Source organism: Bradyrhizobium icense (assembly GCF_001693385.1).
Lineage (GTDB): Bacteria > Pseudomonadota > Alphaproteobacteria > Rhizobiales > Xanthobacteraceae > Bradyrhizobium > Bradyrhizobium icense.
In genome coordinates, this window is record NZ_CP016428.1 from 1,921,163 (window position 1) to 1,940,991 (window position 19,829).

Genomic DNA, 19,829 nt, shown 5'->3' on the forward strand with positions numbered 1-19,829 from the left:
GCCAATAGCCGACATCAGCAGGCTATCCGATCACATCGTCGGCTAGGGTAGAGCGTCTTTACCCATCAAGCGATAATCCAAGAACTGACTTCTAGGTCCGCCATCGCGCAACACTACTTGTTTGTAGATTTCTAGGCGTGCCTCCGCATCGAAGATTGTCTTGTTGTCGTGTTCGGCGTGCGCGACGTACATCGCCCATTCCTCAGCGTTCATTCTGTCTTGATGGTCGAAGAGAAGCTTGGCGAGTTCGAGCTCGACAACAGATGCCTTCGCTAAATCCGCCCACTTCCGAAACCCCGCTAGGATGGCGATGGTGTGTTGTGCCTTCATCAAACTAAAATCGTCTTCGTCCCAGTCGAAGTCCACGAAGATGGCATCGATATCGAAATACTTGGCGTCGTAAGCGTAGTGTGACCGGCCATCCACCACATCTATGGTGGAGGTTCTTGTCTTGTAATCTCTGAACAGGTTTTTGGCCTGAAGCTTGAAGAAGGCGATAGGCGTCATGATGCAATCCTTATGATGCCCATGCTCATTGTCTTTAATCGTCGCGTTCGTAAGCAGTGGTTAGACAATGAGCATGGATAAGGTCGCTTCATCGACTACTGGCTGATGAAATCTTTGCACGAACGAGCAGGCTTGCCAGCAAGCACACTGCAGAGTGTGGCAGTGGGATCGACAATTAGCAACACTAAAGTGCGTCGTCGATGAGGGCGCGCAGATGGGTCAACGAGGCGGTCGCTACTTCGCTTTTGGGCCACACGCGGACATTGGCTAGAGCTTGCCCTGCACTGTTTTGCCGTTCGGGCGCGTAACTTGGACGACACCTTTGATGGACGTGGGAAGCGACTTCGAGGCTTTGCCCGAAAGACGGTTTTGGCCATCTGGTTCCAGCGGAATACGCTGCGCCTTTCCGTCAACGAGGATGACCGCAACACCTTTGTGTCCCGTGCCGCTGACAGCTTTGTTGTCGTGATCGGTCAGATACACCTCGACAATTTCTCCTTTGGAGACCCACTCTAGGTGATAGTCGCCGGCCTCGAATGCCTGACCGCCGTGCTGGGCGATCGGCGTCACGTTCTCCTTGTGCGATGTTTGCTGCGCCGATACCGCACAAGGAATTAAGCTGACCAACAACGCTACAACGAGACTTGCTTTCATAGCTACTCCGCGGAGACGCTTGAGGTACGAAGCTCACCGAGTGATTGACCAATGACTGTTCCGGCGCCCTGCAACGCAAGTCCCGCCATGATCGCGGCGACGATAATGTCCGGCCATCCTCTTCCTGTTCCAAGTACACCAAGCGCGGCAAGCAGGACGGCGAGGTTTCCAAAAACGTCGTTGCGGGTACAGATCCACGCTGACCGCATGTTGGCGTCATTGTGCCTGTAGGTCCACAGCAGCCCGAATGATGCGGCGTTTGCGATCAGTGCGGCAATGCCTACGACCCCCATTGTAAAGGCGCTAGGCAAGGTTCCGTGGAATGCGTGCCAGATGGCCGTCCCGATGACCCACAGCCCGAACGCACCCATCGTCGCGCCCTTAAGCAGGGCTGCCGAGGCCCGATAGTGAATGGCCATGCCCACGACGAATAGGCTAATGCCGTAGTTTGCCGCGTCACCGAGGAAATCCATTGCGTCCGCTTGGAGAGAGGCCGAGCCCGCAGCCAGACCTGCTCCCACCTCAACAAGGAACATCACAGCGTTGATGCCGAGCACGGCCCAAAGAACGCGCTTCAGCGCAGCGCTCTCTTCCGGCTTGCGGAGATTTAGAGGTGGTGGACAGCAACAATCAGCCATAAGGCAAAGATACATATCCCCTGCGCTATTCGCCACCCCTCTGCCGTCCGCTTTGGGTCTTGGTTGTGTGCAAACCGATAGGTCGGCACGCGGCCGTGGTCGGCAGGCGGCCGATGTTCTCGCGTCGGATCGTCCAATGACGGCCAAAGTGGGTATCGCGACGCGGTATTACGCTTTTCGACGCACTTTCCGACCTTCAGGTGGCGCGGATGGCTGCAATCAGGCTCGGTTTGCCGACGATGTTCATCACCCGTGTGAGGTTATAGGCGAGAACATGCAGCGCCATCTCAGCGGCGACATTCCGTAGGCGCTTCATCAGGAAGTGGCTCGCACCCATACGGGCTTTGATCGTGCCGAAGGGATGCTCGACCGTCTCGCGCCGCGTCCGCATGGCGTCGGGATTGGAATCGAGCCGTCTCTGGACCTCCTCGACCACATGCTCATGCTCCCAGCGCGTGATGCGGCGCTCCTTGGACGGCGTACAATGGCTCTTGATCGCGCAGCTCTGGCACGCCGCTGTCGACCAGTACCGGCGCAGCGTCATTCCATGCTCGATGTTGGTGTAGTGATAGGACAGCAGCTGGCCGGATGGGCAGCGGTAGACGTCCGCATCAGGCAGGTAGGCGAAGTCCTGTTTGCCGAACCGGCCCTCAGCCTTGGCGTTCGACGTCATGGGCTTGGGCAAGGTGACTGCAACGCCAGCCTCTTCGCAGGCCAATATCTCTTCTCCGTCGAAGTAGCCACGGTCGGCGACGGCCTCGAGTTTGTCCACTTCGAGCACTTCTTTGGCTTGTTTCGACATCCGAGCAAGCTGCCCACGGTCGTTGCCGACGTTTATGACCTCGTGCGTAACAATCAGATGGTGTTCGGTGTCCACAGCGACCTGGACATTGTAGCCGACGACGCCCGATCCGCGTCCGCTGGTGGCCATCGAACGGGCATCCGGATCGGTGAGCGATATCTGTTGATCCGGCGTGTTACGCATCTGCGCATCAAGCACTTCCAGGCGGCCCATCTCCTGCTTCAGCCGAGCGATCTTTTCCTTGATCCTCGTTGTCTTGATGATGATCGCTTCCGAAGGCTCCTGCCGATCGGCGCTATCGAGTTGACGCAGATATCGACCGACGCTTTCCTCGATCTGCGCCATCCGCCTCGCCATCTTGGCATGCGTGAAGTTGCGATCGCGGTTGTTCACCGCCTTGAACTTGCTGCCGTCAATCGCGACGCTCGGGGTCTGCAACAGGCCCATTTGCCGGCATAGCGCAACGAACTTCGCGCAAACCTTCCGGATCGCCGCGCCATTGTCCTTCCGGAAATCGGCGATCGTCTTGTGATCGGGAGCCAGGCGGCCGATCAGCCACATCACCTCGACATTCCGGCACGCCTCACGTTCCAGGCGCCGACTGGATTGCACCCGATTGAGATAACCGTAGATGTAAAGCTTCAGAAGGACTGCCGGATGATAGGAGGGCCGGCCCGTCTCCTTGGCGATCACACGCTCAAACCCCAGTCCATGCAGGTCGAGCGCCTCGACGAACACATCGATCACATGGACCGCGTTGTCCTCGCTTACCCAATCCTCCAGGCATTCCGGCAAGAGCGTCAGCTGGGATCTGTCCGCGCCTTCAACGAAGCGTCCCATCCGTATCCCCCATCAGGAAACGGAGGAATCGTACCTGACTCGTGGCTTTTCACACAGCCAGGGTCATTTACGTCCTTCGGATCGATCTATTTGGATAGTGCCCCGGTTGACCCGATCCCAAAGTCAGCATCCCTCCATAATGCCTTCAAGTAGCCCCTCTGCCACCTGCGTCACTTAAATTGCGCCTATACTGCAGGGGACTAATGCTCATTTCCGAGCGAAACATGAATATGAATGCTGAGGCCGATGAATAACCGAGGCGCAACGCGATCTCCGTGATCGGGAGTTCGCTGCCCAACAATTCGATCGCCTTAAACAGGCGCAGACGCTGGCGCCATGTACGCAAGCTCATGCCTACTTCGCGCTCGAATTGCCGGGTCAGGGTTCGTGGGGACATCCCAATCTCTGTCCCCCATTTGTCACTGTGTCGGGGATTTGCAGGATCGGCATAGAGAGTCTCGCAAAGTGCAAGCAAACCCGGATGGGTAGGCCATGGCAGCGCTCCCGAAATAGGCGGCGCCCGACGCAACTGTTCGAGGATGAGCGCGATGACGCGGCCGGCGTAGTGACGATCTTCCTGTTTCAGCGATGCGGCCTCCACGATAAGCGCTCGCAGAAGCGGTGATACATGAATGACGGTGCTTCGGGACGTGATACCGGGGCTCGCCTCATTGGCCACCCAAAGGCTTCGGAATTCCGCGCCCATGAGGGATCCAACCGAATGTTTGGTGCCGGTCGGCAGCCAGACGGCTTGTTCTGGTGAAATTACGAGACTCCTTCCGTCGGCCTTGACGGTGAGCGCGCCTGCAATCGCATAGACGAGCTGATTCCAGCTGTGACTGTGTTCGGCAAAGTAACTTTTCGCCGGAAGCGTTTCGACCCGAACGATCATCGGTTTCGGCGAACCAAGACCTTGCGGGGCCTGGAGTAGCTTCCAGCCAACGTTTTGTGATTGACGTTTCATCGACATAAAATGGCATTTTATAGAGGGAAAGACCACCGCTTTGTTTCTAGGCTGAGCAAGTGAAAGCGTGTCGATTGCCGTCGCCAATCAGGGGAGAAAAAGCGCAATGAGCTTAAGTCGACGACGAATGTTGGCGTCGGGAGCAGCTCTCGCCATCGGTGGCCTGTCCTCAACGAAGTCCATCGAAGCCAAGGCCGGCACCATCCCGCCGGACGTTCCCGAATGGATGCACGAACAGGGCAGGCCGATCCTGTCGCCGGCCTACGGACTGCCGTCGAAATTCGAGAAAGATGTCGTTCGGCGCATTCGGGAGCCTCGCGCGACCGACACGGAGGCCTTCAGCGTCACTCCGCTGCAGAACCTTCACGGCATCATCACGCCGAATGGGTTGGTCTTCGAACGTCATCATGCCGGCGTGCCCGAGATCGCGCCGGATCAGCATCGCTTGCTCATCCACGGCCTGGTGGACCGGCCGCTGATCCTGACGATGAATGATCTCCTGCGCTTTCCCGCGGTTACGCGCATTCACTTCCTGGAATGCTCCGGCAACAGCTCCACCGAATGGAGAAAGTCCGGTTATCATTCCGTTCAGCGCACGCACGGGCTGTTGTCCTGTTGCGAGTGGACCGGGGTGCCGCTCTCGACGGTTTTGGGCGAGGTCGGACTGAAGCCGGATGCGAAATGGATCCTGGCTGAGGGCGCCGATGCGGCCGCCATGACGCGTAGCGTGCCGATCGAAAAAGCGCTCGACGATGCGCTGCTCGTCTATGCCCAGAACGGAGAGATGCTCCGGCCGGAGCAAGGCTATCCCGTTCGGCTCTTCCTTCCAGGCTTCGAGGGAAACATGTCGGTGAAATGGCTGCGTCGCCTGAAGATCGGCGATCGTCCATGGCATACGCGGGAAGAAACCGCGCGTTACACCAACCTGCTTGCAAACGGCAAGGCGTACCAGTTCGCCTTCGAGATGGACGTCAAGTCCGTTGTGACCTTCCCGAACGCCGATCGCAGCTTCAAGGCTCCGGGGGCCTACGAAATTTCGGGAATTGCCTGGTCGGGACGCGGCCACGTCACCCGTGTCGACGTTTCGGTCGACGGGGGCGCCACATGGCATAGGGCCAGGCTCCAGGAGCCGGTTCTCGACAAATGTCTGACTCGCTTCCGGCTGCCGTTCAACTGGCAAGGTCAACCTCTGGAGATCCAGAGCAGGGCCTACGACGACAAGGGCTGGATGCAGCCCACCCGGTCGAGCCTGATTGCGGCGCGGGGGACAAATCCTCGGTACCACTTCAATGCAATTCAGGGCTGGAAGGTTGCTGCTGATGGAGTCGTCACCAATGCGAGCACTTAGCGCCTCCGTTGCTGTGGTCCTGTTCGTCTTCGCCGGTTCTGCGCTCGCGCAGCAAGCGTCGCGGCACGGCCTCGGCACGCCGGCTACCCTGGAACAGATCCGCGGCTGGGACATCGACGTGCGGCCGGACGGCGCAGGGTTGCCACCGGGCAAGGGTACCGTCGAGCAAGGCGAGAAAGTTTATGCCGAGCAATGCGCCGCCTGTCATGGCGAGAAGGGACAGAACCCGGCGAAAGGTTTTGACCGCCTCGTCGGCGGCAAAGGCACGCTGGCGACGCCAAAGCCGGTTCAGACGGCTGGCAGTTACTGGCCCTACGCAACAACGATCTTCGACTACGTCAACCGGGCGATGCCATTCACGGCGCCAAACAGTCTGGCCGCGGACGACGTCTATTCGGTCGTGGCGTACCTGCTCTACCTCAACGACATCGTGCCGCGGCAAGCCATCATGGATGCGCAGGAACTGACGAAGGTGAAGATGCCCAACGCAGACGGCTTCATTCCCGATGGGAGACCCGACACCGAAGACTTGAAATGCAAGGTCGATTGCAAATAGCCGACGGCCGATGCCGAGCCTGATCGCGGCGCATCTCATTGACCGGCGGAGCGAGTCGCAGAGCATGAACTTCAATTTTCCCGCTCTCAACCTTGAGGCGGCGACGGCCGTTCGCCGAGAGCGCAGCAATGTCGTAAGGCTGGCTGTTGCCCAGGCCCTCGCAGGCGCCAATTCTACCGTCGTCTACGCAACCGGGGCCGTTGTTGGCGACATGCTAGCGCCCACCAAGGCGCTGGCGACGCTGCCGGTTTCGGTTTTTGTCGTCGGCATGGCTCTCTGCACACTACCGGCGGGCGCCGCCGCTGAACGGTACGGCCGGCGTACCGCATTCCTGCTCGGCGCAGGCAGCGGCACCGTCGCGGGCTTGATTGCGTTCGTTGCGGTACTCCGCGCGTCCTTTCCGCTGTTCTGTGCGGCGACATTCTTCGGAGGTGTCTACGCCGCAGTGGTGCTCTCCTTCCGCTTTGCTGCTGCCGATTGTGCGGCGCCGGAACGGCGGCCTCGTGCTCTTTCCGCTGTGATGGCCGGAGGTGTGTTCGCTGGTGTGATCGGTCCGCAACTTGTGACGCATACCATGAACCTGTGGCCGCCTTACCTGTTTGCTGCAACGTTTGTCGGCCAAGCAGTTGTTGCGGCTCTGTCCGCCGTCATCCTGGCGGGCGTTGCACTTCCTCGGCCAATTGCAGCTCATCGAAGCGCTGGAAGGCCGCTTGCCAGCATCGCGCGGCAGCCGCGTTTCATCCTCGCGGTGATCTGCGGGGTCGTCTCCTACCTGCTTATGAATTTCCTCATGACGGCAGCCCCTCTCGCAATGAGGTTCTGCGGGCTGTCCCAGGAGTCGGCCAATCTTGGTTTGCAGTGGCACGTCATCGCGATGTACGCCCCCAGCTTTTGGACAGGACGCCTGATCACGCGGTTCGGTGCAACTGCGGTCGTCGCCATCGGGCTGGCGCTCATCGCGGTCTCCTCGTGGGTTGGTTTGCTCGGCGCCGATGTCGCACATTTCTGGGCGACGCTGACCTTGCTCGGGATCGGCTGGAATTTCGGTTTCATCGGTGCTTCGGCGATGGTTCTGGAATGCCATCGTCCCGAGGAAAAGGCGCGAGTCCAATCGCTCAATGACTTCCTGGTCTTCGGCACGATGACGGTCGGTTCGTTCCTTTCCGGCGGGCTGTTGTCGTCGTTTGGCTGGTCGACCGTCTTGATTCTGTCGTTCGTGCCACTGTTGATCGCGTTGTTGGCCCTGGTTGGCTTTTCGTACCGGCCCACCGCGCGACAGAGCTAGCCGGGGCGGCGCCTGCCGCCTTGCCAGTACAAAGGTGTTCAAGCCAGTCGGTTTGAGCGAGAAGCTTTTTTGAGGAGATGCGATATGAGCGCAGCAGAGACCCCAGTTTTGTATATGGAGCGAACTCGCCACTATTACCGTGCCCTCGGTTACGCCAACGACTATGTGTGGGCGACCTTTGATGATGTCCCGTTCACCCCGCTTGCGAAGCCGCTGTCGGACCTGCGGATCGCACTGATTACCACGGCTAGTCCGGCGGATTTTGACGGTGTGAAGCGGGTGTGGTCAGGGGTCGTTTCGCCGCCGCCGGAGAAGCTGTTTACCGACAATGTCGCGTGGGACAAGGAATCGACCCACACCAATGACCGGGCCAGCTTTCTGCCGATCGAAGCCGCTTTCCAATTGGTCGCCGACGGAGTCCTTGCGGGATTGACCCCGCGCTTCCATGGTGTGCCAACCGAATATAGTCAGCGAAAAACCAAGACCACGGATGCGCCTGAAATCCTGGCGCGCGTTCGACAGGATGGAGCGGATGCTGCAGTCCTTTGCCCCCTTTGCCCTGTTTGTCACCAGACCGTGAGCCTGGTGGCTCGTCATCTCGAAGCGAATGGAATCCCGACCGTCATGATCGGTTCGGCGCTGGACGTCGTGGAGCATTGCGGCGTTCCACGGTTCTACTTCACGGATTTTCCGCTGGGCAATCCGTGCGGGTATCCCTGGCGACCCGACATGCAGCGCGAAATCCTGCGCGAGGCACTCGTCCTGTTTGAGACGGCGAAGGCGCCGCGGACCACTGTGAAGGCGCCATTTGCCTGGAACGAAGAGGGGGCCGTCTGGCGGGCCCGATACGGCCGGGTTACCCCTGCAGATCGAGAGCGGCTGCTCAATCTGGGCGAGGAGCGTCGTCGCAAGCAGGCGGACGCCAAGCGGATGGTCGCCGAGGGAGCATCATCCAAATGACCGCGAACCCGGTCAGAAATGTGGTGAGCGTTCTCGAAGACCGATACGGGAACAAGTTGAGCACGGGCTCCAGCAATGCGCGCGATGCTTATGTGGTCGGTGTTGACAAGCTGTTGTCGGCCGGCTCGGGCATTGATCAAGCGTTCCGGGAAGCGATAGCGGCCGATGAAGACTTCGCTCTGGCGCACATCGCACTTGCGCGAAGCTTGCAGGTTCTCGGTCGGGGCGGCGAAGCAAGGGACCCGCTCGAACGTGCGTTGGCGCTCGCGTCGGCTACGACAGTGCGCGAGCAAAGTCATATTGCGATCTTTGCCAAGATCCTGGGCGGTCAGGGCGCTGAAGCTGTTTCGATGATAACCGAACACATCAAGGATTGGCCGCGCGACGCAATGGTGCTGGCTCCGGCCACCGGTGTTTTCGGTTTGATCGGCTTCTCGGGCAGGGCCGGGCGCGAAGTCGAGCAGCTAGCACTGCTGGAGCCGCTTGCCACGCACTATGGCGAAGACTGGTGGTTTCGGACAGTACTCGCGTTTGCCGAAATCGAGTTGCAAAAGCTCGATAGTGGTTTCACTAACATTGAGACCGCGCTTCGTGGTTTTCCTCGCAACGCACATGCTGCGCATATCAAGGCCCATCTGTTCTATGAGAAGGGGCAACGCGAGGAAGGTCTCGGCTATCTCGACCAATGGAATGCTGCCTACCCGCGAGAGGGTCAACTGCATTGCCACATCAGCTGGCATCTTGCCCTCTGGTCTCTGGAGACCGGCAGGCGGGATCAGGCATGGAAGATCTATCGGGAAGCACTGCATCCGGGCGGTTCGTGGGGTCCGCAGATCAATGTGCTCACGGACTGCGCTTCGTTCCTTGCACGGGCCGAAATCGCTGGTGAGCCGCGATCTCCGGAATTGTGGAGAGAAATCAGCCAGTATGCGGCCAGGTGGTTTCCCAATTCCGGGATCATCTTTGCCGACATGCACAGCGCACTTGCCTTTGCAATGGCAGGCGATGCGGATGCTCTTGCGAGAATCATCGAGAGCCCAAAGGGACCCGCTGCGGACATTCTGGTACCCATCGCGCGCGGCTTCGACGGTTTGGCAAGGGGCGACTGGACGCGGGTCGTCGATGAACTCAAGCCTGTTTTGCAGGCGCATGAAAGGGTTGGAGGCAGCCGCGCCCAGCGCGACCTCCTGGAATATTCCGTGACCTGCGCGTTGCTGCGCAGTGGTCGCGCCGACGAAGCGCGGCGCCTCATCGCGTCGCGACGACCACGGAATGCGGCGAGCGGACTGCCGCTCGCCGGAATATGAAGCAGGCACGCCGCGAGACCGGGTTGGATATCCCACTCCATCACCCGGCGTTGACCGGCGCATGCCGTGCTGCATTGGGGGCCAAACCGGGCTACTGATCCCGCCTCGTTCGAAGAAAGCATCCGGCGATGGTGACCATCGGAGTAACGAAACGAAGCGATCTTATCGCGTTGCGCAGGTCGTAAAAGCCGGCACGCTCGAAATGGCGGAACGCGACGCACCATTGCCGGGCGCAGGAGAGGTGTTGATCTCGGTCGAAGCCTGCGGGATATGCGGCGCGGACGCCGCCGACATCGACAGCGCCGATCCCGCGATGCGACCGCCGCGCGTGCCCGGCCACGAAGTGGTGGGGCGAATCGCAGCCGTCGGTGCCGGAACGCCTTCGATCTGGAAAATCGGTCAAAGGGTCGGCGTCGGAAGGCTTGGCGGCCATTGCAGCCAATGCGTCCGCTGCCGTCGCGGAGAATTTCAGCTCTGTCTCAACCAGCCGGTCGTCGGATCATCTTGCGATGGCGGCTACGCGGAGATGATGATTGCGCGGGTGACCGGGTTGGTCTCGATCCCCGATGAGCTCTGAAGAGGCCGCGCCGCTGCTTTGCGCTGGTATCGCGACGTTTAACGCGCTCAAGAAGTCGGGTGCGGAGGCTGGCGACATGGTGGTCGTTCAAGGGATCGGTGGCCTCGGACATCTCGCACTTCAATATGCGAGGAAGATGGGGTTCAGGGTCGTGGCCGTCGGACGCGGCGCGGATATCGCAGAGGACGCGCTCCGTTTGGGGGCGCATGTCTACATAGACTCAAACAAGGAAGATGCGGTCGCCCGTCTGCAGAGCCTGGGCGGTGCCAGAGCGATCGTCACCATGATCAGCGATATCGAGGCTATCGCAGCGCTCATGGGCGCTCTCGCCCCGCAGGGGAGATTGGTACTGTTGGGCGCGGGAAAGAACCCTCTGCCGGTATCGGCGGGATACCTCGTCCGCGGCGAGCGGAGTATATTGGGGTCGATAACGGGTACGCCCTTCGAGAACGAAAGGGCACTGGACTTCAGCGTGCTCGCGGGCGTACGTCCGCGCCTCGAGACCGTGCCATTGGAGAGAGCCGCGGAGGCGGTCGCACGAATGAAGTCTGGCCAGGCCACGTTCAGAATGGTGTTGACCATGACGGAGAAGAGCCATGCGCGTCCATGACGACCTGACGGTTCCGGTAATCGTCCACGCCGGGCAGCTACCGTGGACCCCAAGTCCGGCAGCCGGTGTCGACCGGCGCATGCTGTTTCGCATCGGTGACGAGGTCGCGCGCGCCACCTCGATCGTGCGATACGCCCCGCGTAGCGCGTTTCCCCGCCACACGCACGGTGGCGGCGAGGAAATCGTCGTTCTCGAAGGCGTGTTTCAGGACGAGCACGGTGATTACCCGGCGGGCAGCTATTTCCGCAATCCTCCCGGGACCTCGCACATTCCCGCATCGAAGGACGGCTGCACGATCTTCGTCCGCCTTTGGCAATTTCGTGCCTGCGATCGCGCGCAGATCGTGCGGCGGCCCGCGGAAGGTCATCCCCTTACGCCGAGACCAGGTGCGGCGAGCGCGATCGAACTGTTTGACGACGGATTCGAGAACGTACGTTTCGAGAGTTGGCTGCCCAGCAGTCTCGTCACCGTCGAGAATGCACGCGGGCTTGAAATCCTTGTTCTCGCGGGGAGCTTGTTGATCGACGATCAGACGCTGATCTCGCAAAGCTGGGCGCGCTTGCCGGCCGGACAAAAGCTGCGCGCTGTCTCTGGCCCGGAAGGTGCGAAAGTCTGGCTGAAGGACGCGCCCCTGCTTCATTCGGACGTCGGGCGACTGCCGTGATTTCCTACAACAGCCAGCGCGTCGACGCGGGCGCCGCCGCTATCGGGACCGCTGCACCATGGCAGGTCCGAGGTCATCCGCCTGCAGGGCAAGGCACGCGCTATGGCGGCAGCCTCGATGGCCACGACGATCCGCTCGTCGAACTTGACCGGCTGAAAGCGCGCCAGACGTTGCACAGATATCGTGACATCCTGTTTGGCCGAGGGGGTTCGTGGAAGCGGGCAAGGGCGGCTCCTCTTCCTGTTGCCGCGACGGAGATCCCGCGGAGCGGGCGCTTTTTATTTGGAAACGGCTGCTAAGCTATTTCCGCTCGCCGGCTCGTGCGGTGACAGCCATATCGATGGTGCCCGTCAGGGGCTCAAGAGCGGCAAGCGCCTCTTTGCTGCTGTCGCAGTCGGATAGTGCGAGGCCGATGATCAAGGGGGGCTTGAACATGTCCTGCTCGATCTCGGCCCATTCGACGATTTGTGCCAATACAGCCTCGTGATCGGGACCGGTGATTGCTCGGACTTCGGTCGTCGCGTTCTCCACCAGACCGATGGCTCGGGTTAGCAGCCGCATGGTCCGCCGGGTCGTCGCATGGCCGGCCTCCTGCCCATCAGCGCTTTCAGCCAAAGAGACGATGTTCTGATCGCTGAGGATGCGATCCACCTCAGCTTCCTGCTGGGCTTCATTGTCAATGAATCGCGCGCAGAGACGGCGGAGTTCGCCGATCTGAACGCTTGCCCGGCCCTTCAGGAGCGTCTCTACGAGCTTGGTCGGGCTGCCGTGAATGATTGCGAGATTTGCGGCATGCAGTTCCTGACGCTGCTGCTCGATCTGCTGCTGGCTGACTTCGTTGTGGAATTCACCGTTGGCGTACTCGAAGGGCCGGATATGCGTGCCCGGGCAAGGCGCGGCGGGATCTACTACAAGATCGATACCCCGTTCCACAAAATACGCTTGGTGGATGTCACGCGAAAGCTCGTGCCAGCTGAAGTCTTCCGCGACATGGGCCTTGTTCGGCTGATATTGGCTTTTGCGGAGATGGATAAATTTATCTCGGACCTTGAGTCCCCAAGACCCATCCGGGTGGATCGGTCGGAGCGCATAAGTCGCGTGCCCATGCAGATTGATGATCTTGCGGTGGATCGCCAGGTGGATCGGTAGATCCTGCGGACCTCGCGCTGTGATGACGATCCTCCGCAAGATCTCGGCTGCCTCATGCAATGCGACTTCCGAAGCGGGAGGAAGGGCGATGACAACGGTGACGGCAACCTGCACTTGGCGCTCACGCTGCGTCGGCGGCGTCCGCATCTTGCGCAGCTCCGCGAAGTCAAGCGAGTTCGCGAAAACGTTGCAGGACCTGAGGTCGTCGGGGGCGCCGGGCGGGAGCAGGACTTCGTGATGGACCAGGTCGCCCTTCAGGTGCGTGTAGTTATAGATTTTCCGGCGCTTTACAGCCCGGATTGCAGCCCTCGCAATATATGCGATGGTCCGGCTGAGATCGGATTTCCCGGTGATTCTGACGACGGTTGCTCGGCCGAAGGGGATAGGCATAGAATAATTTTGTCCTCATTTTGGATATTGAGCACTGCAGGGTTTGGACAGGGCTCCGGGTCGCAAGGTTAGCGGGGTCGGCTTGTCGCTTTCACTCCGGCATGGTTTCGTGATCGGGAATGGAGGCATTCTGACATGAAACGTCGCCGCGGCACGCTCGTACGAGACATCGAACAGAACCAGGCCCGGATCGCTGCGCTTCGCAATGAGCAGGTGCGCATTAGCGAAGAGATCGAGGAATTGACGCTGGCGAACAAGGCGAACGTCATGACGCTGGTCGGCAATGCCGTCGAGCGGTTGGACTTCGGTTCCGTGGCGATCGGCGACTTCTTGGCCCTGATCTCGAAGATGTCCGAAACCGGCGTAAATGACAGCGCTTCGGCTGTGTCGTCGATCGGGCCGGGCACCATCCAGACGTTCGTGCGGCTCAGCCGCAATGCGTCGGTGGCCAACCGCAAGGCGTTGGATGCCGCGAGGCTGCGCTGGAACGGACGGAGCGGGGGATGGACCGGCCTCGTCTCGAGCGCCCAGCTCGCCGAGCTGCGTAACACCTTCGGTGACCGCGTCCAGACGCCCGAGGAGGGCGGTAAGGGTCAGGACCTTCAGGCGCGCCTCGACGGCGCTCAGCGGGGTGTTTCCGGCGGTGTGGAGGCCATCGCCGAGCTGGTCAGCGAGGCTCACGGTAAGACCGACGAGGAAGTCGCGTCGCCGACGTCCGGCGCGACGCTGATCCCGCGCTTGCCGTTCGGAGCCTTCCCGGTGCGCCGTTCGCTGACCTAGTCGTATGACTGAAATGGCAGTGTCCCACATCGTGAAGCATGTCGCTGGTCGGCTGCATCCTCAGAAGCGTGATCGCCGATGTGCGCTGTTGCTACTGGCACGTGTTGTGCGCCAAGAATGAGCTCGCCGAGCATCCTTGCGGGATGCTGCACTGTGGTGCTACACGTTCTCTCGGTGTTGCCCGAATTGCTTGGTTTTTCAGAGGTTTGCGCTCGATCGAATTCTGGCTGAGTACCCTCCCGCCCCAGCCAATTGAAATTACTCAGCAATCGGCGCTCTGTCAGGAGCTCCATTCTGAACGGGTTTCTCCTGCTCTCATCGAACTTAGGTGCGCTTTGTCCTTTGTTTCGGCACCTAACGCCATGAGATATGCGCGTGGATCAACTGTTACAGGTCGAGTACGTGCTCGTCGTAGATTGGGATATTGAGGCGTGCAATTCGGACAATCTGGATCAGTTTCGAGCTAAAATCGCTTTTCAGGCGAGCAGCACTGAGCCAGCCGCCGCAACTTTATTGCGGAGCCGGCAGGAGTTGAACCTGCAACGCGGCGGTTCGCGTCTCAGATTGTTAGGGAGGGGTCGGCTCGGTCTTCGCCACGGGTCGCCGTCTGCGACAGAGCCATAACCCAAATGTTCGGGTAGGGCGTTCGAAGTGCTTCCCGCTACCAAAGCTGCGAGGCGCGGATTTGTAGAGTACGATTTCACTTCACGTGGGGCCGGCGACCGCAATGAACACGCTTCTGTTGGTGCTCGATCTCATCGGGACCTTTGTCTTCGCACTTAGCGGAGCGAGCGCTGCGGTCAAGCGCCGGCTCGACGTCTTCGGCGTTCTGGTGCTGTCGTTCGTGGCAGGAAACTTCGGAGGTATCACCCGCGATCTGATGATTGGCGCGGTTCCGCCCGCAGCGATCAACGACTGGCGATATTTGGCCGTTTCGCTTCTGGCGGGCGTGCTCACCTTCTGCTGGTTTCCAGGCGTAGATCGGTGGCGCAACTCCGTCCTCCTGTTCGACGCTGCAGGACTGGCGCTCTTCGCCGTGTCCGGCACACAAAAGGCGCTGGCCGTCGGCCTGAATCCGGTCATGGCGGCGTTGCTGGGCATGGTGACGGGAATAGGCGGAAGTATGGTGCGCGATGTCCTCGTCGCCGAGATCCCCACTGTGCTGCGTGCCGATCTTTACGCCGTTGCGGCTTTAGCCGGTGCGGCGGTGGTGGTTGTAGGCAGCCTCCTGCATAGCCCTCCAACCGTGACGACGATTGCCGGAGCTGCACTCTGTTTTGGACTTCGCTTGATGGCGATCCGCCATGGGTGGCGACTCCCGATTGCCCGTCCTCGCAAGCATTTCGACAAAGAGCCTTGAGCTGCAGGACAGGATAAGGGGCGCGAAGCAAGCGGTGAAGATTGAGCGTGTTGCCGACTACTCAATTCTCGACTTGTTCCGAGAGACATAACAACGCATCGTTCCCTTAGTCGCGAGACCTGAACTAGGGATCCCGGATCAGAATGAGAGTTGCTTGATTGCGGCCGCGCGCTTTAATGGGAGTTAGCCGCGAGGATTTCGCGGAAGCTGCGGGAATTGCCGGCCGAAGCCATAGCCCTGATGGAGGCGAACGGCGGCGCCTGGCTCCATTCAGAGGGAGACGCCTCTGAGCCGCGCCGGCTGGAAATGCCCGCGGAACATCCGATGGCAGAGAGAGCGGTTTGCTTTTTGGTCTGACAAATTCGATTAGCAGCCTTGCTGCAATCATTTGTGCTGGAGAAAGGAGGGTTCCTATTTTCCCAAATGCATTCACGTCCGCGGGCACGTCTCGCTTCTTGCCGCGGAGTCCTCCCAGCTCGTGATATGTTCATAACCAATTTGTAACTCGGACAGAGCGTTCGCGAACCGCGCTGCAAGGCGGGTGGTCAGTGAGCGCGGAATGGTTCGAAGTCGACGACAAGCTCAACCTCGTGGGGCTTCAGCAAATCCACGAACTCACCGACGGAGGCCGGTCCGATTGTAAAAATCGATGTGCCATGTTTCAAATCTTCCGTCCGACTACAGTACTTCTTTCATGGCCACTCCTTTGCCGAACTTGCACTTCAAGAACCGCGAGCCTACGCTTTCTTCCTTGCTCGGTCCAACGGATCGACTGCCCCGGTCCAAGACCGATCAGCGCACTTCCTATTGGACTTAGCACTGAAATGCAGCGGCGGCGCAGAACCTCGTCTGGAAAGACAAGTTGAGCTTGTTGAATTCGTGCATCTGCGTGATCGACGAATTTCACGTCACAGCCGAGTCTTACAACCAAATTCGGTGCAATATCGTCTGGCGCAACATCCGCGCGCTCAATTTCCTCGCGAAGAAAACAGGCAGTCACCATGTGGACTGTCGATGGCGCAGCGCAAATAACCGTTTACGGTCCGATGCCGTCAAGACAATGGACGGCCGCTTCTCAGTGTGATTTCGCTCGCCTTTCACAACGATCTTTGTCCGGTCACTAGTTCACGAGACGGCTGATCGAGCGAACGGGCTTGATCTCGCCGGGATGACGATCTCAGCCGGCCTGTTTCCAAACGGCACAATGGTCCACGAACACACCTTAGAGAAGGAGGATTTGCAGGGTTGAAGTGTGGCTTGTGGCTTCTCCGGACCACGATCAACTACGGTGCGAGGGCGAAAGGCGAGCGAGAATCAGGGTGTCGTGGGATGCTCCGGCCAAGCAGGATTTCCCTCAGAACGACCGCATCGTTGTGAGCCTCATCGTGCGCTGCAAAAACGAGTGTAATTCGTCCTCCTTCAGCGAGGGTACGAAGTTCGTCGAGCCGGTCTTGATGCTGACGTATCTCTTCCGAGTAGCGGCGTCGAAACTCGTGCCAACGAGCTGGATCATGTCCGAACCACTTTCGTAGCGCGGCGCTGGGTGCAAGATCCTTGGCCCACAGACCGATCGCAGCATCTGCTTTCCTGACCCCGCGCGGCCACAGCCGGTCGACCAGTATTCGAATGCCGTCGCTTGAGCCAGCGGGATCGTATGCCCGCTTTAGCTTGATGTTCTGGGCAGTAACCCTCTTACTCATCGATACTTCTCCAGTATCGCCGATATCTTAGTTCGTTCCAATCTATCGGGACGATCCTGTCACCGCGTGTTCCTGTGCAGCCGCGCTAACGCTGGAAGCAAGAGCGCGGGAGTCGCTGGTCGATTTCTGAATGTTGTGTCCCGATATAGCGACTGACATAAATAGCATCCAGGTGACCATCCAGAACGTCAACCTGCCGGTGTTGTCGCCCGCCCAGAGTGGGCTGGAGTGGACGTGACTATGCGAAGGCAGAAGCTCGATCAAACGAGCCGCCACGATGCTTGCTTCAGATGGCGACCATCGCTCGCTGTTCGATTTCCATATCTTCGCAGCAAGGTTGTTTATCGCCTGATCCTTGGGAAGCCGTGTCAGGCGAGCCGCCTCCTGCCATGGATCAACGTCCTGACGTGCGAGCAGGGACAAGACGCTCAATGTCACCTCATCTGTCTCGGAGAGCGAAGCGAATAGGAAAGCGTCATATTGGGATTCGAGACCAGAAAATTCGGTCATGTTGCCCTCCAACTCTCGAAGGAGATGTCTGGTTACCGTTACCTATCGGTTCGTCCAGCATCTTGGGAGTTCTCGGCAACATCTGACAAGCGATAAATAGTGACAGTTCATATTCAATAAATTGATAGGCGTTTCGCTCGGACCTTCGGTGGAGCGGCGTTCTTCCGTGTTCGATCCGCAACGCCGAGGGACTTTGCTGAATAGCGAGTTATCTTTGGCGGATCGCTTGCTGGGAATGTGGCCTCCAGTTCCTCATCCAATTGACGGTCCAGTTCTCTCTTTTCCCGCTCTGAGGAAGTTTCCTTTGCGGTCATTGGAATCTCTCCATCCATTTTCAGACATCTAGTGCCACCGTATGACGTGCCTTGGTAGGTGTCGGTAATTGGATTTAACGTTGAATTTCAAGCGCCGTTCCATAACTGACCGTTCCGCACCAAATTCAGACGGAAATCATGAAGATAGGAGGCGAGGCGAACTAGGTGAGAAACGTCTCAAGCTGTTCGACCTGTTTACGGTGTAGCAGCAGGAGGTACATAAGTTTCGCATTTGGCTTTGAATCGAAGATGTTCAGGACGGCATCTCGATCATGTCGGCCAGCCTAGCTTGCTTTGAGATTTGCGAATACGCAGGTTCTATCGAGCGGTCGGGCGCTCCGAGTTGCTACACGTTGCAACTGGTCGGAATCGGCGCGCTCTTTCGATCGAGTTGGAAGCGCTTTAAGAATGTCAGAGGTCCTTTGCCAACTCTGTGCCAAGTAATCCTCGTACCAATAGAATCGATATCAAGTCGCGAAACTTTTCGTTTGTCAAAGTTACTCGCGCGCATACGGTGATGACGCTAGCCGCCGGATCGGTTCACGGCGCCGAGATGCAGGTACTGGATGCCCGGATGGCAAAGAGATCGTTTCGAAGGTCGGGTCTGATCAGGACGCTAAGCCAGGCAGGGCGTTCTTGAAATTTGCAGCGCGCGGCACGGGTCTGTCGAAGCAAGGCGGCTATCGCTAGCAGCACTATCCCGGTGGCCATCGATGCTACGACACCGGGCGCAACAATCTGCTTCAAACGTAAGAGCGAGGAAAACTCAAATGTGTCAGAAAATTCTCCTCGCTTTCGACGGTTCACCCGATGGCCGCGAAGCACTGGCTCAAGCTGAAAAATTGGCATTGGCATGTGGTGCGACAGTTCATCTTCTTGCGATCATCGACCCGTCCGAAAGCATGCTTATCGTTGACGCAATGTCTTTCATCCCCGACAATCAGCGTTTTGTAGTCCAGGCCGTACTTGACGAGGGAGTGAGGCGTTTGCGACGCGCTGGATGCACCGCAACCAGCGAACTCAAATACGGCAAACCAACGGAACAGATAATTCTATCCGCAAGAGAGATAGGCGCGGATCTGATCGTCGTCGGACACCGGGATCAAGGGACGCTTGCGCGCTGGTTGAACGGCTCGGTAGGCGAATCAATCTTGCATCAACCTCCATGCAGCCTGCTCGTTGCCGTAAAGTCCGAGCGAAGGGCGAGTAACGTCACGCCAATTCAGCAACTGAGGGAGCGGAGGAAAGGATGATGGACCTCATGCGGGAAGACCTGGTCGCTCAGCGCTTGGTAGTGCGACGGTGACGTACTGCGACGTGAGGCGCCCGAACGACGTAGCGCATTGGATCGAGAGGGATCTTAGAGATCGATGTTGGGATATGGGCCCCGTGTTCGTAGTGATGACCCAAACAATACCTTTCACTCTTGCTGGCGATCAGCGCCCATTGACTGGTGTCCTGGACGTTAGGATGGGTGATGGGATGCCCGGTTGAGCAAACCGAACTGAGAGTTACTGGGAGGGCGGCTCCCGCCTTGTCCTGAACGGATCGGCTGCGTCGTCGTGACCGCTGCGGCTGCTGAAGAACATTAAGGCCATCAGCCCGCATCCGATGAGAAGGGAAAAAAAGGTTCCTAGACCAAGGGCGATCCAGCCGTGCTTATCCATCACGGTGTCGCCAGCGGCGTTCCATACCGACGTAGCCCAAAAGCCCGTAAGCATGAGCAAGGCGATCAAAACGACGATAAGAGCGATCTGACCGAGGCTAAGGCTTCGCATGGCGCCTTTTCCTATCGATCCCTACAGGTGAATTGAACCATCAGGGAAAGCATCCGTTCCTCCGTGGCACGCTCGCTCAACAACGGTTTCCGACAGTCTGTTTTTCTCACCCAAGAATGCAGCATACAAACGAATT

General features: G+C 59.0%; 23 protein-coding genes. 13 read left to right on the forward strand and 10 right to left on the reverse strand.

Annotated features, from left to right (window positions below):
* Nucleotides 1-42: 42 nt before the first annotated feature.
* From LMTR13_RS09030 to LMTR13_RS09050, 5 genes are all read right to left on the reverse strand, one after another.
* Nucleotides 43-507, reverse strand: a complete 465-nt coding sequence (locus LMTR13_RS09030; protein ID WP_065727572.1) for a hypothetical protein — start codon at nucleotides 505-507, stop codon at nucleotides 43-45.
* A gap of 267 nt (nucleotides 508-774) precedes the next feature.
* Nucleotides 775-1,161 carry a hypothetical protein gene (locus LMTR13_RS09035; RefSeq protein WP_065727573.1) on the reverse strand — a complete coding sequence of 129 codons (387 nt, stop codon included), beginning with the start codon at nucleotides 1,159-1,161 and terminating at the stop codon, nucleotides 775-777.
* Between the two features lie 2 nt (nucleotides 1,162-1,163).
* Entirely contained in the window at nucleotides 1,164-1,799 is a 636-nt protein-coding gene (locus tag LMTR13_RS09040) for a cation efflux transmembrane domain-containing protein (RefSeq protein WP_065732542.1), read from the reverse strand.
* A gap of 196 nt (nucleotides 1,800-1,995) precedes the next feature.
* The gene (locus LMTR13_RS09045) at nucleotides 1,996-3,441 is read right to left on the reverse strand and encodes an IS1182 family transposase (protein WP_083218930.1); all 1,446 of its coding nucleotides are present in this window, start codon (nucleotides 3,439-3,441) and stop codon (nucleotides 1,996-1,998) included.
* A 145-nt stretch (nucleotides 3,442-3,586) separates the two neighbouring features.
* Entirely contained in the window at nucleotides 3,587-4,411 is an 825-nt protein-coding gene (locus LMTR13_RS09050) for an AraC family transcriptional regulator (protein ID WP_065727575.1), read from the reverse strand.
* Nucleotides 4,412-4,511: 100 nt separating this feature from the next.
* Here LMTR13_RS09050 and soxC point away from each other — a divergent pair, with 100 nt between their 5' ends.
* The 9 genes from soxC (at nucleotide 4,512) to LMTR13_RS43295 (ending at nucleotide 12,011) form a co-directional block, all read left to right on the forward strand.
* Nucleotides 4,512-5,753, forward strand: coding sequence for a sulfite dehydrogenase (gene soxC, locus LMTR13_RS09055; protein WP_065727576.1), 1,242 nt, complete (start codon nucleotides 4,512-4,514; stop codon nucleotides 5,751-5,753).
* Nucleotides 5,740-6,309 (forward strand): c-type cytochrome, encoded by a 570-nt coding sequence (locus tag LMTR13_RS09060; protein WP_065727577.1) that lies wholly within the window; start codon nucleotides 5,740-5,742, stop codon nucleotides 6,307-6,309. Before soxC ends, LMTR13_RS09060 begins: the two co-directional genes overlap by 14 nt.
* A 64-nt stretch (nucleotides 6,310-6,373) precedes the next feature.
* Nucleotides 6,374-7,594, forward strand: a complete 1,221-nt coding sequence (locus tag LMTR13_RS09065) for an MFS transporter (protein ID WP_065732543.1) — start codon at nucleotides 6,374-6,376, stop codon at nucleotides 7,592-7,594.
* An 84-nt stretch (nucleotides 7,595-7,678) separates the two neighbouring features.
* Nucleotides 7,679-8,554: a hypothetical protein gene (locus tag LMTR13_RS09070; protein ID WP_065727578.1), complete on the forward strand. Its 876-nt coding sequence runs from the start codon at nucleotides 7,679-7,681 to the stop codon at nucleotides 8,552-8,554.
* Nucleotides 8,551-9,861, forward strand: coding sequence for a tetratricopeptide repeat protein (locus tag LMTR13_RS09075; RefSeq protein ID WP_065727579.1), 1,311 nt, complete (start codon nucleotides 8,551-8,553; stop codon nucleotides 9,859-9,861). The genes LMTR13_RS09070 and LMTR13_RS09075 overlap by 4 nt, the downstream gene beginning before the upstream one ends.
* A 202-nt stretch (nucleotides 9,862-10,063) precedes the next feature.
* The gene (locus tag LMTR13_RS43930; RefSeq protein WP_472297447.1) at nucleotides 10,064-10,438 is read left to right on the forward strand and encodes an alcohol dehydrogenase catalytic domain-containing protein; all 375 of its coding nucleotides are present in this window, start codon (nucleotides 10,064-10,066) and stop codon (nucleotides 10,436-10,438) included.
* On the forward strand, nucleotides 10,428-11,048 hold the full coding sequence (locus tag LMTR13_RS43935; protein WP_472297448.1) for a zinc-binding dehydrogenase: 621 nt from the start codon (nucleotides 10,428-10,430) through the stop codon (nucleotides 11,046-11,048). Before LMTR13_RS43930 ends, LMTR13_RS43935 begins: the two co-directional genes overlap by 11 nt.
* Nucleotides 11,035-11,712: a cupin domain-containing protein gene (locus LMTR13_RS09085; protein ID WP_065727580.1), complete on the forward strand. Its 678-nt coding sequence runs from the start codon at nucleotides 11,035-11,037 to the stop codon at nucleotides 11,710-11,712. The genes LMTR13_RS43935 and LMTR13_RS09085 overlap by 14 nt, the downstream gene beginning before the upstream one ends.
* Nucleotides 11,709-12,011, forward strand: coding sequence for a hypothetical protein (locus LMTR13_RS43295; protein WP_065727581.1), 303 nt, complete (start codon nucleotides 11,709-11,711; stop codon nucleotides 12,009-12,011). Before LMTR13_RS09085 ends, LMTR13_RS43295 begins: the two co-directional genes overlap by 4 nt.
* A 1-nt stretch (nucleotide 12,012) precedes the next feature.
* Here the strand turns inward: LMTR13_RS43295 and LMTR13_RS09095 are convergent, their stop codons facing one another.
* On the reverse strand, nucleotides 12,013-13,251 hold the full coding sequence (locus tag LMTR13_RS09095; protein ID WP_065727582.1) for a MobA/MobL family protein: 1,239 nt from the start codon (nucleotides 13,249-13,251) through the stop codon (nucleotides 12,013-12,015).
* Nucleotides 13,252-13,386: 135 nt separating this feature from the next.
* Between LMTR13_RS09095 and LMTR13_RS09100 the strand changes: the two genes are divergently transcribed.
* Together LMTR13_RS09100 and LMTR13_RS09110 are read left to right on the forward strand one after the other, a co-directional pair.
* The gene (locus LMTR13_RS09100; protein WP_065727583.1) at nucleotides 13,387-14,031 is read left to right on the forward strand and encodes a hypothetical protein; all 645 of its coding nucleotides are present in this window, start codon (nucleotides 13,387-13,389) and stop codon (nucleotides 14,029-14,031) included.
* A gap of 727 nt (nucleotides 14,032-14,758) precedes the next feature.
* Nucleotides 14,759-15,391, forward strand: coding sequence for a trimeric intracellular cation channel family protein (locus tag LMTR13_RS09110; RefSeq protein ID WP_065727585.1), 633 nt, complete (start codon nucleotides 14,759-14,761; stop codon nucleotides 15,389-15,391).
* 661 nt (nucleotides 15,392-16,052) lie between these two features.
* On the opposite strand, the gene LMTR13_RS43615 is transcribed toward LMTR13_RS09110, so the two are convergent.
* Nucleotides 16,053-16,298, reverse strand: a complete 246-nt coding sequence (locus LMTR13_RS43615) for a GreA/GreB family elongation factor (RefSeq protein ID WP_418219787.1) — start codon at nucleotides 16,296-16,298, stop codon at nucleotides 16,053-16,055.
* Between LMTR13_RS43615 and LMTR13_RS42270 the strand changes: the two genes are divergently transcribed.
* Nucleotides 16,254-16,475, forward strand: a complete 222-nt coding sequence (locus LMTR13_RS42270) for a hypothetical protein (RefSeq protein WP_236843320.1) — start codon at nucleotides 16,254-16,256, stop codon at nucleotides 16,473-16,475. The two genes, LMTR13_RS43615 and LMTR13_RS42270, sit on opposite strands and share 45 nt — an antisense overlap.
* 199 nt (nucleotides 16,476-16,674) lie before the next feature.
* Here LMTR13_RS42270 and LMTR13_RS38945 read toward each other — a convergent pair whose 3' ends face one another.
* Both LMTR13_RS38945 and LMTR13_RS09115 read right to left on the reverse strand, forming a co-directional pair.
* The gene (locus LMTR13_RS38945) at nucleotides 16,675-17,091 is read right to left on the reverse strand and encodes a DUF488 domain-containing protein (RefSeq protein ID WP_083218933.1); all 417 of its coding nucleotides are present in this window, start codon (nucleotides 17,089-17,091) and stop codon (nucleotides 16,675-16,677) included.
* 42 nt (nucleotides 17,092-17,133) lie between these two features.
* Entirely contained in the window at nucleotides 17,134-17,601 is a 468-nt protein-coding gene (locus tag LMTR13_RS09115) for a hypothetical protein (RefSeq protein ID WP_065727586.1), read from the reverse strand.
* 1,084 nt (nucleotides 17,602-18,685) lie between these two features.
* On the opposite strand from LMTR13_RS09115, the gene LMTR13_RS09120 reads away from it, so the two are divergent.
* On the forward strand, nucleotides 18,686-19,168 hold the full coding sequence (locus LMTR13_RS09120; RefSeq protein WP_065727587.1) for a universal stress protein: 483 nt from the start codon (nucleotides 18,686-18,688) through the stop codon (nucleotides 19,166-19,168).
* Nucleotides 19,169-19,426: 258 nt separating this feature from the next.
* On the opposite strand, the gene LMTR13_RS09125 is transcribed toward LMTR13_RS09120, so the two are convergent.
* The gene (locus tag LMTR13_RS09125) at nucleotides 19,427-19,693 is read right to left on the reverse strand and encodes a hypothetical protein (protein WP_065727588.1); all 267 of its coding nucleotides are present in this window, start codon (nucleotides 19,691-19,693) and stop codon (nucleotides 19,427-19,429) included.
* Nucleotides 19,694-19,829: the final 136 nt, after the last annotated feature.

Bases quoted from the DNA above. Each gene is read 5' to 3' on its own strand.
- LMTR13_RS09045 (WP_083218930.1), bottom strand. From the start codon at position 3,441: ATGGGACGCTTCGTTGAAGGCGCGGACAGATCCCAGCTGACGCTCTTG.
- LMTR13_RS09030 (WP_065727572.1), bottom strand. From the start codon at position 507: ATGACGCCTATCGCCTTCTTCAAGCTTCAGGCCAAAAACCTGTTCAGA.
- LMTR13_RS43935 (WP_472297448.1), top strand. From the start codon at position 10,428: ATGAGCTCTGAAGAGGCCGCGCCGCTGCTTTGCGCTGGTATCGCGACG.
- LMTR13_RS09110 (WP_065727585.1), top strand. From the start codon at position 14,759: ATGAACACGCTTCTGTTGGTGCTCGATCTCATCGGGACCTTTGTCTTC.
- LMTR13_RS09125 (WP_065727588.1), bottom strand. From the start codon at position 19,693: ATGCGAAGCCTTAGCCTCGGTCAGATCGCTCTTATCGTCGTTTTGATC.
- LMTR13_RS09120 (WP_065727587.1), top strand. From the start codon at position 18,686: ATGTGTCAGAAAATTCTCCTCGCTTTCGACGGTTCACCCGATGGCCGC.
- LMTR13_RS09115 (WP_065727586.1), bottom strand. From the start codon at position 17,601: ATGACCGAATTTTCTGGTCTCGAATCCCAATATGACGCTTTCCTATTC.
- LMTR13_RS09070 (WP_065727578.1), top strand. From the start codon at position 7,679: ATGAGCGCAGCAGAGACCCCAGTTTTGTATATGGAGCGAACTCGCCAC.
- LMTR13_RS09100 (WP_065727583.1), top strand. From the start codon at position 13,387: ATGAAACGTCGCCGCGGCACGCTCGTACGAGACATCGAACAGAACCAG.
- soxC (WP_065727576.1), top strand. From the start codon at position 4,512: ATGAGCTTAAGTCGACGACGAATGTTGGCGTCGGGAGCAGCTCTCGCC.
- LMTR13_RS09095 (WP_065727582.1), bottom strand. From the start codon at position 13,251: ATGCCTATCCCCTTCGGCCGAGCAACCGTCGTCAGAATCACCGGGAAA.
- LMTR13_RS09085 (WP_065727580.1), top strand. From the start codon at position 11,035: ATGCGCGTCCATGACGACCTGACGGTTCCGGTAATCGTCCACGCCGGG.
- LMTR13_RS09075 (WP_065727579.1), top strand. From the start codon at position 8,551: ATGACCGCGAACCCGGTCAGAAATGTGGTGAGCGTTCTCGAAGACCGA.
- LMTR13_RS09065 (WP_065732543.1), top strand. From the start codon at position 6,374: ATGAACTTCAATTTTCCCGCTCTCAACCTTGAGGCGGCGACGGCCGTT.
- LMTR13_RS38945 (WP_083218933.1), bottom strand. From the start codon at position 17,091: ATGAGTAAGAGGGTTACTGCCCAGAACATCAAGCTAAAGCGGGCATAC.
- LMTR13_RS09040 (WP_065732542.1), bottom strand. From the start codon at position 1,799: ATGGCTGATTGTTGCTGTCCACCACCTCTAAATCTCCGCAAGCCGGAA.
- LMTR13_RS09060 (WP_065727577.1), top strand. From the start codon at position 5,740: ATGCGAGCACTTAGCGCCTCCGTTGCTGTGGTCCTGTTCGTCTTCGCC.
- LMTR13_RS09050 (WP_065727575.1), bottom strand. From the start codon at position 4,411: ATGTCGATGAAACGTCAATCACAAAACGTTGGCTGGAAGCTACTCCAG.
- LMTR13_RS43930 (WP_472297447.1), top strand. From the start codon at position 10,064: ATGGCGGAACGCGACGCACCATTGCCGGGCGCAGGAGAGGTGTTGATC.
- LMTR13_RS09035 (WP_065727573.1), bottom strand. From the start codon at position 1,161: ATGAAAGCAAGTCTCGTTGTAGCGTTGTTGGTCAGCTTAATTCCTTGT.